The following is a 15,053-nucleotide window of genomic DNA, read 5'->3' as shown; positions in this document are numbered from 1 at the left end:
TCACTATGGACTCAAACTATCTTGAACTTAAATTTGTACTTTAATTATCGATTATACCCTCTTACATTCCCCATGGAAAGTTCCAGCGGACCCATTACATGGGACTTGGGGAGAAAAGCGCCACTTTCGGTGACCAACCATTCATCCCACGTGGCCTCCACACCACCAATAGGAATGATCTTGACCCACATTTTTAAACTTTTTGGGAAACCACTGGGTTGTAACACCCATAAATAAGAATCACCTGGTGTTGTACCACCACTATTGTAGGTCACCAAGAGACCATCCGAGCCATCCTCTAAAGTAACGACCTGTCTTTGGGTCCCGGAATCAAAAACCTTATAAGGTGCTACCAACCAAAAGGAATCATTATTGAACATGGCTATGGCATCGGCTACAAAATCTTCATTTTCATTTGCATTTAGCCGTTCCCCATTTTTAAACGCAATACTCGAACTGGTATTGATCAAATCCAATTCTACGCGGTAGGCATCCCACTGTACCTCGGCTTTTCTCAATTGGCGGTCCCATTTATAAAAATGGGACTCGTTTCTAAAAGACCATTCGAGAAACCGCGTATTTTTATACAACTCATGGTTCAAGGAAGTGAGCATTTTTTCAGCCAAGGCATCCGCATCCGGACCCGACCGCCCCTCAGGCAACGGCTCGTTGTAAATGGCGTAAAGAACTCCAAAGGCGATGACAAGTACCAAAACGATAATCCCCAGAATTTTCAATAATTTTTTAAGCATACTTTTTATTTTTCGCTGTTAGCTGTTAGCTGTTGGTTGTTCATTTTGGTAGTTGGTTGTTGACTATTTTAAAAGTTTCAGGTTTCAGGTTCTAATCAATTATAACATCTAAAATTATCAGTTCTACATTCTAACTTTTCACTTTGCACTTGTTACTTAATACATCTTGAGATTGAAATTTGAACTTGAACTTGTGCTTGAACTTGAGTTTAAAACCCTACTGCAGCGTCATCTCCACGTTTATCGGCACCACCTTCCAATTTGCCATCGGGCAATACCTTAATGGCATCAACCTTGCCTATAATCGGCGTACGGTCTTCATTGATAATATACCCTTTTGCTTTCATTTCTTCCTTTAAGGTATCGGGAAAACCGTCCGGCTCAAAAATGACCATATCTGGCAACCATTGATGGTGAAAACGTGGGGCATTTACTGCGTCCTGCATGCTCATATCAAACTCATAGGCGTTTAGGATCGTTTGGGCCACGGCCGTAATAATTGTGGAACCGCCTGGTGTACCGACTACCATCCAAAGTTTTCCGTCCTTTTCCACAATCGTAGGGGTCATACTGCTCAACATGCGTTTTTCAGGGGCTATGCTATTTGCTTCGGCACCGATGAGTCCAAACATATTGGGAACTCCTGGTTTCGCACTAAAGTCGTCCATTTCGTTATTTAGAAAAAAGCCCAATTCGTCCGAATACAGCTTGGAGCCGTAAGCTCCATTTAAGGTTGTGGTTACGGAGACGGCATTACCTTCTGCATCTACGATGGAATAGTGCGTTGTTTCCATACTTTCTACGATTTCAACATTGCCTCTTTCAACTTCGGAGGATTTGGTGGCCTTGTCAAAGGAGAAATTCTGCATACGCTCCTTTAAATAGGAATCGCTCAACAATACATCCAACGGAATGTCCACAAAATCCGGATCACCCAAATAATAATTCCGGTCCGCATAGGCCCTTCTTGAAGCTTCGGTAAACAACTGAATGGTCTTTGCCGAGTTATGTCCAAAATCCGACAGCTCATAAGGCTCTATCATTTTAAAGATTTGATTGATGGTAACCCCTCCGCTGCTAGGTGGGCTCATGGAAACTATCCGAAGGTCCTTATATTTGAATACAATGGGTTGTCTCCATACCGCCTCATATTTTTCCAAGTCTTCCTCAGTAATAAAACCTCCTTTTTCTTGGATAAAGGCCGCCAGTTTTTGGGCGGTTTCCCCTTTGTAAAAGCCGTCCCTCCCGTTTTTTGCAATTCGGCGCATGGTATTGGCCAAGGCCGGGTATTGTATGATATCGCCTTCCTTGAATACTTGGGCAAACTTTGTACTGTCACCATTTACTTCAATAAACTTGTCACGCTGGCTTGCCAATCTTTTTTCCTGATTTACCGTTACCGATACCCCTTTTTCCGCCAATGCGATAACGGGTTCGAATATTTCTTCTAACGGTAATGACCCAAATTTTTTATGCACCTCAATAATCCCGGCCACGGTACCAGGCACCCCAACAGCTGTGGCACCCACCGTGCTCATATTGGGGATGACATTGCCCAAAGAATCCAAATACATATCCTTATGGCCCGCAAGGGGAGCTTTTTCCCTATAATCCAAGCCACCAACATCGCCGTTGGCCTTTCTATAAACCATAAATCCGCCACCGCCCAGATTACCGGCAAAAGGATAGGCCACAACCAAGGCCATTTCTGTGGCTACCATAGCATCAAAGGCATTACCTCCCTTCTTCATAATTTCCACCCCAATTTTAGAGGCCTCTTCCCGCGCGGAAACCACCATGGCTTTTTCAGTGACCAATCCTGTAGGTACTACTGAAGCCTTTTTACAGTGAACGAATACAATAAAAGCGAATAGAAGTAAGAAATATTTTTTCATGTGTTCTGGTTTAAAGCTGGTTTTTTACAAGTTTTAAGGAGATGTATTTCTGTTTGGAAAAGATAACCAATTCCTCAAAAAATTGGGTAAACTCTTCTTCAAAATCATCATAGTTTTGTTCCAGGTCCAGAATGGCAAAATTCATCTTGGATTTATTTTGGGTCCTTCGGTTCATGCCTGTCAGTACTTTGGCTATTCCTTCCATGTTGGAGTAATTGAGCAACCAATTGTCGGCAATCATATACGGCATCATATGCTTTGTGCTATCCGGTAGGAAATGATAGTATTCTTCCAAGGAATCATAAAAATTGTCAACGAACAATTCAAGGGGCACATCAGAATATACGGACCAATTCTTTGCCAAAAAATGGTCGTAAAATATATCCACGATTACCCGGCTGTAATGGCTATAATTCTTGTGGAGCCGTTTGCTGCTAATTTTGGGTATATTGTGGGCATCCGTAAAAGTATCTATTGCCCTGTGCAACAAAATACCTTGTTGAATTCGAGGGGGTAGGTGTTTGTATTTATTGCCCCGTATACTATCCGCAATAAAATTGCCAATGGTAATATCTTTATCGTTAAATGAAAGGTAAATATGTGCTAAAAAGTTCAATGGGCCGATATTTTTCTATAAAAGTCGAATTTACGAATTGAAGAACTTTCAAATAACCCTAACCCTTTATATTTGCAAAAACTTACTTCAAATATGACACTAATCAAATCGATTTCAGGAATACGAGGCACCATAGGAGGAAAACCAGGAGATAACCTAACACCCATTGATGCGGTAAAATTTGCGGCATCCTATGGCATATGGCTAAAGGACTACTCCAAAAAGGAAAAATTGAAGGTAGTTATAGGCAGGGATGCCCGGCTATCTGGGGAAATGATACAGAATTTGGTCGTTTCAACCCTTGTGGGACTTGGCATCGATGTCATTGACCTAGATCTTTCCACAACCCCTACGGTTGAAATAGCCGTGCCTTTGGAAAATGCAGATGGCGGTATTATCCTTACCGCAAGCCACAATCCAAAACAATGGAACGCCCTTAAATTACTGAACGAGCGGGGCGAATTTTTGGATGCTGCCCAAGGTGCCAAAATTTTGGAAATTGCCGAACGGGAAGATTTCGATTTTTCCGAAGTAGACGATTTAGGGGAGATCATTAAAAATGATAGTTATATAGACATACATATTGACGAAGTATTAAATCTATCCTTGGTGGATGCAGATGTTATTAAGAAAGCAAAATTTAAGGTCGTGGTCGATGGTGTCAATTCCACGGGAGGCATTGCCATTCCCAAACTGTTGCATGAATTGGGGGTTGAAGTGGTGAAATTGTATTGTGACCCAACCGGCCATTTTCCCCATAATCCAGAGCCTTTAAAAGAGCATTTAGGCGATATCTGTAAAAAGGTCGTGGAGGAAAAAGCCGATTTTGGTATTGTTGTAGATCCTGATGTTGACCGATTGGCGTTTATAAGCAATGACGGGGAGATGTTTGGGGAAGAGTATACCTTAGTGGCCTGTGCCGATTATGTTTTGGGCAAAACCAAAGGAAATACGGTTTCTAATCTCTCGTCCTCCAGAGCTTTAAGGGATATTACCGAAAAACATGGAGGCACATATGAAGCGGCAGCTGTGGGCGAAGTAAACGTAGTGACAAAAATGAAAGCGAATAATGCCATTATTGGCGGGGAAGGAAACGGTGGTATCATTTACCCAGATAGTCATTATGGACGTGATGCTTTGGTAGGCACCGCTTTGTTTCTGATGTTGATGGCCGAAAAAGGTGGAACAGTCGCAGAATTGAGGGCCAGCTACCCCAGCTATTTTATGAGCAAAAAGAAAATTGAGCTTACGCCAGGACTTGATGTAGATGGAATCTTACGTGAGATGGCCGACAAATATAAAAATGAAGAAATTTCCACTATTGATGGTGTAAAAATCGACTTTCCTGAAAATTGGGTGCACCTGAGAAAATCGAATACGGAACCCATCATTAGAATTTATACCGAAGCGAAAAGTCAGGATGATGCGGATTCCCTTGCTGATAGCATCATACTAGAAATCAAGGAAATCGCTGGTATTTAGGCCGACTTATTCGCCAAATAATTCGCACGGACAATTTTTGAGGTTTTATGTTCCCCTGTGTGGCTCCATCCAGGGGGCATAAAAATATAGGCCAATTTGTTCTTTATTCCTGGTGCGTGAAAAACGTCCTTGGCCAAGGCAATGATTTCTCCAAAATATACATCTATAAAACTACCGCTGTTTACTTTTCGGGTAATGCCATACTCAGGCTTGGTATCAGGTTGTTCTTCTTGGTAAGTACCAAAAACCCGGTCCCAGATATTTAATAGATTACAGAAATTGGTGTCCATATATAGCGGGTTTCGGGCATGATGCACCCTATGGTGGGAGGGCGTTAGCATGATTTTGTTCAAAAACCCGAATCTAGCGTCCTTAATCATATTTTCGCCCACATGAATAAAAGCACCGTAGGTTCCGTCAATGAACATAATCAGGAACAACATGACAGGTTCCACGCCTAAAAGCAGACAAACCGTGGTTCTAATGACATCCGCATAGGGCGCTTCCAGAAAAAAATGGGCATAGGTTACGGAAAGATTCATGTCCTAAGGGGTATGATGCGTGGCATGAAGGCACCAAAACAATCGGACTTTATGACCTAAAAAGTGATAGATAAAGTGTCCGAATTCCCAAACAATATAGGCATAGATAAACCAATACCAAGTAGGGCCCGTATTGATCAAGGCATAGGGTTCAAACCATCCAATACAAAGGGTAACCATAGCAATGGCGATAAACCTACCGACGAATCGGTTAAAAACATAAATAAGAAAATTTACCTTATAGACCTTGGTCTGTGGCTTTTTATAAACCAGCCCCAGAATGAACTCCAACAATACCAACAAAGGTATAATTGGAAAAATAAGGCTTTGTATGCCCTCAAAAGTTCTAAAGGAACTATAATCACCTGTTTTAATAATTTCCCAAGCTTGGGAAATGCCTAAAAATCCAATGATTTCATTGTAAAGCGTATCTAATACCTCCATGCAATTTTAGTATTTCAACTAAAGTATCAATAAATATTAAAATATAAAATACTGAAATGTAGATGGTTGTATCCGGAGAAGTGAGGATAGTTAAGAGACCTTGGCAAAAGACGCGGGAGTTTTGCCTCTGTGTTTCCATCTTTTGTGGGTCCATAAATAGTGTTCCGGCCTTTCGTTTATCTGTTTTTCCGTCAATCTAAGGAAGGCTTCGGTAATCTCGTTTTCCTCGGTATACTTGCCGTTTTCGGTAATGGGGATAAATTCCGCCTGGTAGTAGCCCCGTTTCACTTTACTGACCTTCAGAAAAACAACTGCAAGTCCTAACTTTCGGGCCATTGTTTCAGCTCCGTTAAAAATGGGGACTTTAATCCCCATAAATTCCGACCAATATTGTGCCCTGTGGGCCTGAGGGGATTGGTCGCTGACCATACCAAAAATTCCTATAATGCCATCTCGCTTATCCTTGACCACCGTTTTAACCGTTTGTTGCTGCGTAATCAAGGTCGTGTTCCAACGACTCCGTACTTTTTTGATGAATCTGTCAAAATACTTATTCCCAATTTTTTGATAGACGGCGTAGCCTTTTGCCTTTACATAATTGTTCATGCTAACGTTCCATTCCCAATTGGCATAGTGCGAGCAGACTACCAGGATGCTTCGCTTTTTCTCAATTTCATTGATTACTTCAATGTTAAGTACATTGTATTTCCTTTTGATCTGTTCCTTGCTTAGATTCATGTACTTTATCATTTCCAAGAACATATCGCACATATGTCTGTAGAATTCCTTTTCTATTCTGTGAATTTCTTCAGGGTCTTTGTCAGGAAATACCAAATTGAGATTATCTTGTACAACCCTACGCCTATAACCTATGACCTTATAGACCAGAAAGAACACAACATCGGAAAAACCATAGAAAAGTCGGTGCGGCAATACGGAGATTATCCATAAAAAGGGATATGTCAAAATAAAAACCAGTAGTTGCATGCCTTCTATTATACTGGGCAAATATAGCTATATTTGAAAGCATTAATAATGAATTTATATGTACAACCTGGACATCGCCACCATAGCCGTTATTGCGGCGAACATCATGGTTTCCCTCAAAGGCTTTAATGATACTTATTTTTTTGACCGATATAAATTCAGTATTGGCGCCATAAAAAGTGGTCAAAAGGAAAGAATGCTTACATCGGGCTTTTTACATGTGGACATTGCCCATTTATTTTTCAATATGTTCACCTTGTATTTTTTTGCCGATGTGGTCATTGGTTGGTTTGGTCAGGGTAAATTCATTATCATTTACTTTATAAGCCTTTTGGCAGGTAGTCTTTTAGCCTTGTTGTTCCATAAGGACGAACCTTACTACAGTGCTGTTGGAGCCAGTGGTGCCGTAACTGGAATTCTCTACTCGGCTATACTGCTGCAACCAAATGATAGTCTTTACCTCATGTTCATTCCCATACCTATTCCGGCCTATGTGCTGGGCATTGGGTATTTGTTGTATTCCATCTATGGTATGAAAAGCCGTTTGGGCAATATTGGGCATACTGCTCACTTTGGTGGTGCGGTAGGTGGTTATTTGATTACGCTCATTTTCATGCCCAGTCTTCTGGGAACAGATACGCTTATGGTCATATTATTGGCAATACCCATTATTCTACTTTTTGTGCTGGCTAAATTGGGAAAATTGAATTAAGTAATATTATTCCTACAATAAATTTCTTTTTATAGTTTTTTTCTTGCAGTTTATCGAAAAACACAGTGAAATCATAAGGAAAAGGGGGTCGGTTCGTTGTTAAGGGACTGAATAAAAACCAAATCCTTTACCGATGTTAAGAAGATTCCCCATTTTAATCACTGCAATAACTGCACTGTTCTTTTCCTGTAGCGATGAAACAACCGTATATGAAGATCCCAATAATAAGGACAATTTAAGGTTGGAGTCCAACGAAACACTTTTAGAGAATAGTGTTATATATGACAAAGCCGGCGTACTCGATATCTTGGACGAAGCTACCATTACAGGTAAATACGCCTCCAGCGCAAAAGCACAGCCTGCAGGCGACTATCCCTTGACCTTGGTGGCGCAGGTAGATGTCCCTTCCTTTCAGGGAGGCGAGAACCTAACAGCATCCCATGTAGTAGTAGATGGGGACTATGCCTATGTATCCTATAACACGGTGGATGCCAGTTTTGTGGGGGCCGTGGATATCATCAATGTAAAAAACCCAAGAAACCCAAGGGTTACATCTAGATTGTACTATACGAATGCCGACCTAAACGCCATTGCTTATGATAATGGCTATGTATATTTGGCGGGGGGTGTAGATTCCGAGCTTTCGGTTACGGCAACAGCTAATTCCTTTGTGGCCAAAATCTACGCACCGGATGGTCGTTTTGATTTGGATGCAGGCATAACCTATGGATTCCAAGATGGCTACAATGCTACGGATGTTGAAGTAGTATCAGATAAAGTAATCGTTACTAGTGGCCAAGAGGGATTTGTTAGGGTATATAACAAATCAGATTTAAGTACGGTTGTAGAAGCTCCGTATGCCGATTTAAGGGCCGTAGCAGCAAACGAATCCAATATTGCCGTGTTGGACGCAAGTGCCGGTGTTTCCATTTTGGACCAGAGCCTGAACACTATCAAGGACATTTCGATAGATTCCGATTTTGGAGTAAATACCAAAAGAACACTTGATTTTTACGGAGAGAACGTTATTGTTTCCGAAGGTTCGAAAGGAGCGGGAGTGTATAATGGAAGTACGGGTGACTTTGTGGAATACATTCCTATTTTATTAAACCCTGAAACCGTGGACGATGCAGATGTCGTTACAAACGCGGTGGCCACCAATGAAAATGTATTATTAATGGCAAATGGTGGTGCGGGACTTTGCCTATCCGAAGACAAGGAAAATGCCGATACCAGTTTGGTGGGTATCATCCAATTGGAAGGCTCCATCAACTTTGTGACTTCCAAAGACGATTATATTTTCGCCGCCTCGGGCTTAGAGGGGTTGCAGATCATCAAATTGAATAGACCTGATGAAAGTTTGGTGGCTAGATGCTCCAACTTAAGTGGATACTCGGGCAGTTCAAATTTGAATGTTGGCCCAGGATCTATCGAAAGCTATAGAGGCTCAAAACGTTTTTTTGATTTTGATGTTTATGGTGAACTTTTACTGTGTGGTTCATGGACAGTAAGAAATCAACTGGTGATACACGAAAATGCGCTATTTGAGATGAACGGACATCTGGCTGTGGCCAGAAACTCTAGAAGAGGTGATGTAACCGTAAAATCAGGTGCTACTCTTAGAATAGAGGGTAACCTTACCATTTACGGGGATTTGAATTTGGAAGATGGAGCATCTATCGAATTCATTGGCGAAAACAACGCAGTGAACATCTTTGGTACCGTAAACAGAACTGGTGAAACGACCGTAACTGGCACGTTTTTGGATGTCAAGGACAAGTTTTAAAAACAAAACCAGAAAATAAAAAAAGGCCAAACATCATTGTTTGGCCTTTCTTATTTGTATAAAAAATTCTTTAGTTCAGTAGTTCAGCCACCTTCTGTTCCAAGGCAGGGCCACGTAAATTTTTGGCAACGATAACACCATTTTCATCCAACAGAAATGCCGCCGGAATGGCGTCAACATTGTATAGCTTGGCTATCTCATCGTCAAAATAGGCTATATTGGAGATATGGTTCCAATCCAATCCGTCGTCCTCAATGGCTTTTTTCCAAGCATCTGCTGTTCTATCCAAAGAAACTCCAACGATGTTCAAGCCCTTATCATGGTATTTTTTATAAACCGAAACAATATTTGGGTTTTCGGCCCTGCAAGGTCGGCACCAAGCGGCCCAAAAATCCACCAAGGTAGCCTTTCCCAATAAATTTTTGAGCTCCAAGGTTTCCCCATTGGGATTTGGACCTGAGAAATTGGGTGCCGTTGCACCAATGGAGGTATTCTTATCGGCTTCTTCGGATGCTTTAAGCCGTTCCAACAAATCCAAAATTCGTTGTCCCGGTTTGGAATCCTTGATTTCAGCCGAAAAAGCATCATATAGTTCCTGTGCTTTGGATGATTCAATGGTCTTTGTACTTATGGACCGCTCCAAAAGCAATGCGGAAATCAAGGCATTGGGATTCTCCGAAACAAATTTCGTTTCAAACCCTTGGTATTCCTCAATGAGTTCCTGCATTTCGTCTCTTAATGCTGCGATGCTTTCAGGACTTCCCCCCGAGGTTGTGGCTCGTTGCAAGTCCTCTTGAATAGACTTCTGCCGAAGTGAAATTTTTCGGGATTCTTCCATGTAATTAGAGAAGGAGTCATTTTGTGGCGTTCCTCCAATTTCTGCAAAGCCAAGGCTATCAATGGAAGCCTCAAAATCAATATCGCCATTTTCAAGAATCACGGCGGTATAGCCTTTGACCTTATCCACAAAAATGTAATATAGCTCCGGTTTCTCCGCTATCCCAGAAAATTCAAATTTACCCTGCGTAATGGTAGTGGTGTCCACTTCTACAGGTTGATTTCCCTCACCTATGGTCTTTAAAAAAACTTGAGTTCCATCTTCCAAATCTCCCCGTAAGGACCCATTGATGGTGTAGCCATCCTTTGCTTGGTTACAACTACTTAGTGCCATGGCACATAGCGAAAAAAACAATAAACTTCTCATATTCTATTTTTAGTAAAAAACAAATGTACTATTATCCCATAGGATAAAAAAAGGCCCTTCAAAAATATCTTGAAGGGCCTTTTTAAATTATTCGAGGTTTTGCCTTTAAAAGGTGTAGCGTACACCAAGCCCAATATCGAAATCAAAATTATCGGAGAAACCATCGTATCCAATTACGCCAATTTCCGGCCTAAAATCCAATGATAACAACAAAGGAATATCAAATTTATACTCCACACCTATATCACCAGCGGCAAAAACGAAGAGTCCGCCTTCATCATCAAAGCCGGGGATATTGGGAAAGTCCACACTTCCTAAACCGCCACCTACACCATAATACCAATTAAACCCACCTTCAATAGGTCTTACCCATTGGTAAAGTGCGGCCAATTTAAAAGCATCATAGGTTCTACTATCTCTCCAACCCAGGTCAAACTCCACACGGTTGCTTCTGCCGATGGATTTCTGATAAGAAATTTCAGCCCCAAAACCATCACTATCACCCAAGCGCAATCCAAGGGCGTGTTCAGAAATTTCTTGAGCGTTCATTGAAACGGTTCCAACTAATGAGAAAAAGAATAAAATTTTTAAGACTTTCATGTATTCTAGATTTTTTGATTAATAACAAAAAGCAACATTCTTGTGTATGTTGCTCACACAATAAAACTTAATTTAGCTGTCAAAATTGTGCTACCTTGAATTTATTATTATCCCATTTACAAAAGGAGTTGGAAGGAGAACTCCAAATAGATGATCTGTACAAAACCTTGTACGCCACGGATGCCTCGGTTTATCGCAAAATCCCGTTGGCCGTAGCATTTCCCCGGTCTAAGGACGATATCAAAAAATTAATCACGTTTGCCACGGAGCATAAAATTGGGCTTATTCCCAGAACCGCCGGCACCTCGCTCGCCGGTCAATGTGTAGGAGATGGTATTGTAGTGGATGTGTCACGATATTTCACGGAAATAATACAATTGGATCAGGACAAAAAACAGGTCACCGTACAGCCCGGAGTCATTAGGGACGAGCTGAACCTTTATTTAAAACCGTTCGGTCTTTTCTTTGGTCCCAATACCTCCACCTCAAACCGATGTATGATAGGCGGGATGGTAGGCAACAATTCATCGGGTACCACATCCATTCAATATGGGGTTACCAGGGACAAAATTGTTTCCCTAAAAACGATTCTTTCGGATGGGAGTGAGGCGGAATTTAAGGCAAGGACAACTTCAGAAATATCAGAAATCGAGCAATTGAACTCACTTGAAGCTTTTATTTATAAGAACATAACTAAAGAACTGGTAAATAATGATATAAGTAACGAGATTATTAAAGAATTTCCGAAGCCTTCCATCCATAGAAGAAATACGGGATACGCGGTTGACGAACTTTTAAAATCCAAAATATGCGGAGGAGAAAAACCCACATTGAATTTGGGTGAACTGCTTTGTGGCAGCGAGGGCACCCTTGCATTCACCACGGAAATCACCTTGCAACTAGATGATTTACCCCCCAAACTATCGGCAATGATCGTGACCCATTATCATACCTTGGAGGACTGCTTAATGGATGTCGTTCCTGTCATGGGACACTCCTTGCAACTGTGTGAAATGATGGACAAAGTCATTTTGGATTGTACCAAAAACAATAGGTCACAATTGGCCAATAGATTCTTTGTAGAAGGAGACCCCGCCGCCCTATTGATGTTGCAGGTTAGTGCCGATGATGAAAAAGCCTTAGATACAGAAGTCAATAAACTAATGGCGACCATTGAATCATCGGGCTTAAGCTACGCCAGCCCTGTATTGTTCGGTGAAAATATTAACAAGGCCATAGAACTCCGTAAAGCCGGTTTGGGGCTGTTGGGTAATATTGTGGGGGATATGAAAGCAGTGGCCTGTATCGAGGATACCGCGGTTGCCGTAGAAGATTTAAAGGACTTCATTGGTGAATTCACGCAAATTATGAAAGGGTACGGACAAAGTGCCGTTTATTATGCCCATGCGGGGGCAGGGGAACTACATTTAAGACCTATTCTCAATCTTAAAAAATCGCCTGATGTGGCCCTTTTTAGGCAAATCACCACGGATGTCGCCAAACTCACAAAGAAATACAAAGGCTCCTTTAGTGGAGAGCATGGTGATGGAATTGTACGGGCGGAATTTTTGCCACTCATGATCGGGGAAAAGAATTACGAACTGCTAAAACGAATTAAATCCTATTTTGACCCGCATAACATTTTCAACCCGGGGAAGATCGTGGACGCCTATCCTATGGATGAATCCTTTCGGTATGAGATTGACAGGGTAGAACCCGAAATCAAGACTTTGATGGATTTTTCGGATAGTGAGGGCATATTAAAAGCTGCCGAAAAATGCAATGGTAGCGGGGATTGCAGAAAAACACATGTCATGAATGGTGCCATGTGTCCCAGTTATCACGTAACTAAAAATGAAAAGGACACGACAAGGGGGAGGGCCAACGCCCTGCGGGAATTTTTAACGAACCCTAACAAAGCCAACGCTTTTGACAGCAAAGAACTCAAAGAGGTATTCGATTTGTGCCTTAGCTGTAAGGCCTGTGCCAGCGAGTGCCCTAGCAATGTTGATGTAGCTACCTTGAAAGCAGAGTTTTTGTATCAGTATCAAGAATCTAACGGATACCCTATACGTGGAAAACTGTTTGCCTACAATACCCGTTTGAATGAATTGGGCAGTGCGGTACCCGGATTGACCAATGCGGTATATAAGTCAAAATTTCTAGGCGGAATCCTCAAAAAGGTATCAGGGGTTGCCCAGGAAAGACAGTTACCAAAAGTGTATAGCTTTAATTTCAATAAATACTTACAAAGCGCTAATAAACAAAAGAATAGGAATTATAAGAAAGTAGTACTATATATAGATGAATTTACTAAGTTTTTGGATATAGAGGTAGGTAGGGATGCCATTGATCTTTTGGTTGGCCTTGGTTATGAAGTGGAGCTCTTTTACGCGGAAAGCGGTAGGACCTTCCTATCCAAGGGTTTTTTGAAACAGGCCAAAAAATTGGCAGAAAAGAATTCCGAAAAGTTGTTTGATTTTGCTTCGCGAGGATGGCCCGTACTTGGTTTGGAACCGTCGGCCATTTTGTCTTTTAGGGATGAGTACAAGCGTCTCAGCAAAAATCGGGAAGTATCAGAAAGTGTTGCAAACAATAGTTTATTAATAGAGGAATTTTTGGCCAGGGAGATTCAAGAAGGGAGACTAGATGCATCTATGTTTACAGAGGATTCCGCCGATGTCAAAATTCATAACCATTGTCATCAAAAGGCGTTGAGCAACCAAAAAGTGACTTTTGACATCCTCAATCTGCCAAAAAATTACAAGGTTACCATAATACCTTCTGGTTGCTGTGGTATGGCAGGTTCCTTTGGTTACGAGGAGGAGCATTACGAGACCAGTATGAAAGTAGGGGGATTGAAACTGTTTCCTGCCATAAACAATTCGGCACCGGACACCATTATCGCAGCAAACGGTACCAGTTGCAGGCATCAAATATTCGATGGTACAAAAAGAATAGCCCAACACCCGGTAAGCATACTGGCGAAGGCCCTAAAATAATCAGGCTTGTGGGGGTGAAATCTTTTTTTGCTCTTCCTTTAGCTCAATGGAAGCGATAAGCTGATCGAGGTTCATCTCCTTTAAAGCTTCGTCCATAAAAAAAGGGGACAGCTTATCGTTTTTGTAATGGTACATTTTCCAGCGCTTTAAAGAGTATTCCAAGGCTGTAAGGTTTTCCACCCAATCGCCGGAGTTGAGATAGGTTACCCTGGCGTTACGCTTTTCAATTAGCTCTTTTTTGGGTGTGTGTATATGACCACAAACGACAGCGTCGAATCGATGGTGCATGGCTACATTGATGACAGTTTTCTCAAAGTTTGAAATATACCTTTCGGACTTTTTCTCGTCCTGCTTGATTTTTTTCACCAACGAATACTTTTCCTTACGCAGTTTTTTTAAGAACCAGTTATTCAGTCTGTTGAGATTTATCAACACACTGAAACCAAAACTCCCAAGCTTTGCTACCTTTTTGCCATCGATCCATGGAATATCAAAAACATCACCATGAAAAAACCAGGTTCTTTTGCCGTCCAAGTTCAAGACCAGCTTGCGTGAGAATTTTATGTTTCCCAAGGATATATTGGCAAGGGTTTTGGGTGCAACATCGTGGTTTCCTTTAATATAATGGACCTCAGTGCCCTTGGAGGCCATGGAAACAATTCTATTGATAACGTTCAAATGGGAGGTGGGAAAGTAACTTTTCTTAAACTGCCAGATATCGATGATGTCACCGTTAAGTATAAGAATTTTGGGCTGGATACTGCACAAGTAGGCCAGAAGTTCATCGGCATAGGTATCATACGTACCTAGATGCACGTCCGAAATAACGGCAATTTCCAACTTTCTTTTTTTCACAAATTTAGATTTAGCTCAATATTCCAATACTCAATCACTTCCAAGTCTAGAATATTTAGAATTCAATACAAAATACTTCTGGGAGTCTCTTTCCATAAACTACCACAAAATTAAACCTAATGGTATATAGGATGACTAACCGTTGTATCATCAATTGATGAGGATACCGTTAAATT

13 protein-coding genes are annotated in these 15,053 nt (G+C 41.4%); 4 read left to right on the top strand and 9 right to left on the bottom strand.

Going from position 1 to position 15,053, the window contains the following annotated elements:
- Positions 1–44 precede the first annotated feature (44 nt).
- From DZC72_RS11995 to DZC72_RS11985, 3 genes are all read right to left on the bottom strand, one after another.
- A complete protein-coding gene (locus DZC72_RS11995; RefSeq protein ID WP_125223162.1) occupies positions 45–752 on the bottom strand; it encodes a hypothetical protein in 708 nt (235 codons plus the stop codon).
- A 209-nt stretch (positions 753–961) separates the two neighbouring features.
- Positions 962–2,647, bottom strand: coding sequence for a gamma-glutamyltransferase (gene ggt, locus DZC72_RS11990; protein WP_125223161.1), 1,686 nt, complete (start codon positions 2,645–2,647; stop codon positions 962–964).
- A gap of 10 nt (positions 2,648–2,657) precedes the next feature.
- Positions 2,658–3,263, bottom strand: a complete 606-nt coding sequence (locus DZC72_RS11985) for an acyl carrier protein phosphodiesterase (RefSeq protein ID WP_125223160.1) — start codon at positions 3,261–3,263, stop codon at positions 2,658–2,660.
- Between the two features lie 93 nt (positions 3,264–3,356).
- On the opposite strand from DZC72_RS11985, the gene glmM reads away from it, so the two are divergent.
- On the top strand, positions 3,357–4,745 hold the full coding sequence (glmM, locus tag DZC72_RS11980; protein WP_125223159.1) for a phosphoglucosamine mutase: 1,389 nt from the start codon (positions 3,357–3,359) through the stop codon (positions 4,743–4,745).
- On the opposite strand, the gene DZC72_RS17975 is transcribed toward glmM, so the two are convergent.
- The 3 genes from DZC72_RS17975 to DZC72_RS11970 all read right to left on the bottom strand — a co-directional run bounded on the left by DZC72_RS17975 (position 4,742) and on the right by DZC72_RS11970 (position 6,739).
- A complete protein-coding gene (locus DZC72_RS17975; RefSeq protein ID WP_243641727.1) occupies positions 4,742–5,287 on the bottom strand; it encodes a sterol desaturase family protein in 546 nt (181 codons plus the stop codon). The genes glmM and DZC72_RS17975 overlap by 4 nt on opposite strands.
- Before the next feature lie 3 nt (positions 5,288–5,290).
- Entirely contained in the window at positions 5,291–5,731 is a 441-nt protein-coding gene (locus DZC72_RS17970) for a sterol desaturase family protein (protein ID WP_243641726.1), read from the bottom strand.
- 90 nt (positions 5,732–5,821) lie between these two features.
- A complete protein-coding gene (locus DZC72_RS11970) occupies positions 5,822–6,739 on the bottom strand; it encodes a lysophospholipid acyltransferase family protein (protein WP_317127141.1) in 918 nt (305 codons plus the stop codon).
- Between the two features lie 37 nt (positions 6,740–6,776).
- Here DZC72_RS11970 and DZC72_RS11965 point away from each other — a divergent pair, with 37 nt between their 5' ends.
- Together DZC72_RS11965 and DZC72_RS11960 are read left to right on the top strand one after the other, a co-directional pair.
- A complete protein-coding gene (locus tag DZC72_RS11965; RefSeq protein ID WP_125223158.1) occupies positions 6,777–7,430 on the top strand; it encodes a rhomboid family intramembrane serine protease in 654 nt (217 codons plus the stop codon).
- A gap of 133 nt (positions 7,431–7,563) precedes the next feature.
- Positions 7,564–9,216 (top strand): LVIVD repeat-containing protein, encoded by a 1,653-nt coding sequence (locus DZC72_RS11960; RefSeq protein ID WP_125223157.1) that lies wholly within the window; start codon positions 7,564–7,566, stop codon positions 9,214–9,216.
- A gap of 70 nt (positions 9,217–9,286) precedes the next feature.
- Here the strand turns inward: DZC72_RS11960 and DZC72_RS11955 are convergent, their stop codons facing one another.
- Together DZC72_RS11955 and DZC72_RS11950 are read right to left on the bottom strand one after the other, a co-directional pair.
- Complete coding sequence (locus DZC72_RS11955; protein WP_125223156.1) at positions 9,287–10,420, bottom strand: TlpA disulfide reductase family protein; 1,134 nt, start codon at positions 10,418–10,420, stop codon at positions 9,287–9,289.
- 105 nt (positions 10,421–10,525) lie between these two features.
- Positions 10,526–11,020 (bottom strand): hypothetical protein, encoded by a 495-nt coding sequence (locus tag DZC72_RS11950; protein ID WP_125223155.1) that lies wholly within the window; start codon positions 11,018–11,020, stop codon positions 10,526–10,528.
- A gap of 95 nt (positions 11,021–11,115) precedes the next feature.
- Between DZC72_RS11950 and DZC72_RS11945 the strand changes: the two genes are divergently transcribed.
- Positions 11,116–14,022: an FAD-binding and (Fe-S)-binding domain-containing protein gene (locus DZC72_RS11945; protein ID WP_125223154.1), complete on the top strand. Its 2,907-nt coding sequence runs from the start codon at positions 11,116–11,118 to the stop codon at positions 14,020–14,022.
- Here the strand turns inward: DZC72_RS11945 and DZC72_RS11940 are convergent, their stop codons facing one another.
- Positions 14,023–14,877 (bottom strand): UDP-2,3-diacylglucosamine diphosphatase, encoded by an 855-nt coding sequence (locus tag DZC72_RS11940; RefSeq protein ID WP_125223153.1) that lies wholly within the window; start codon positions 14,875–14,877, stop codon positions 14,023–14,025. It lies immediately after the preceding gene.
- Between the last annotated feature and the right edge of the window lie 176 nt (positions 14,878–15,053).

The organism is Maribacter algicola (assembly GCF_003933245.1).
In the GTDB taxonomy this organism is placed as follows: Bacteria; Bacteroidota; Bacteroidia; order Flavobacteriales; family Flavobacteriaceae; genus Maribacter; species Maribacter algicola.
This window is presented reverse-complemented; position numbering and strand designations above follow the sequence as displayed.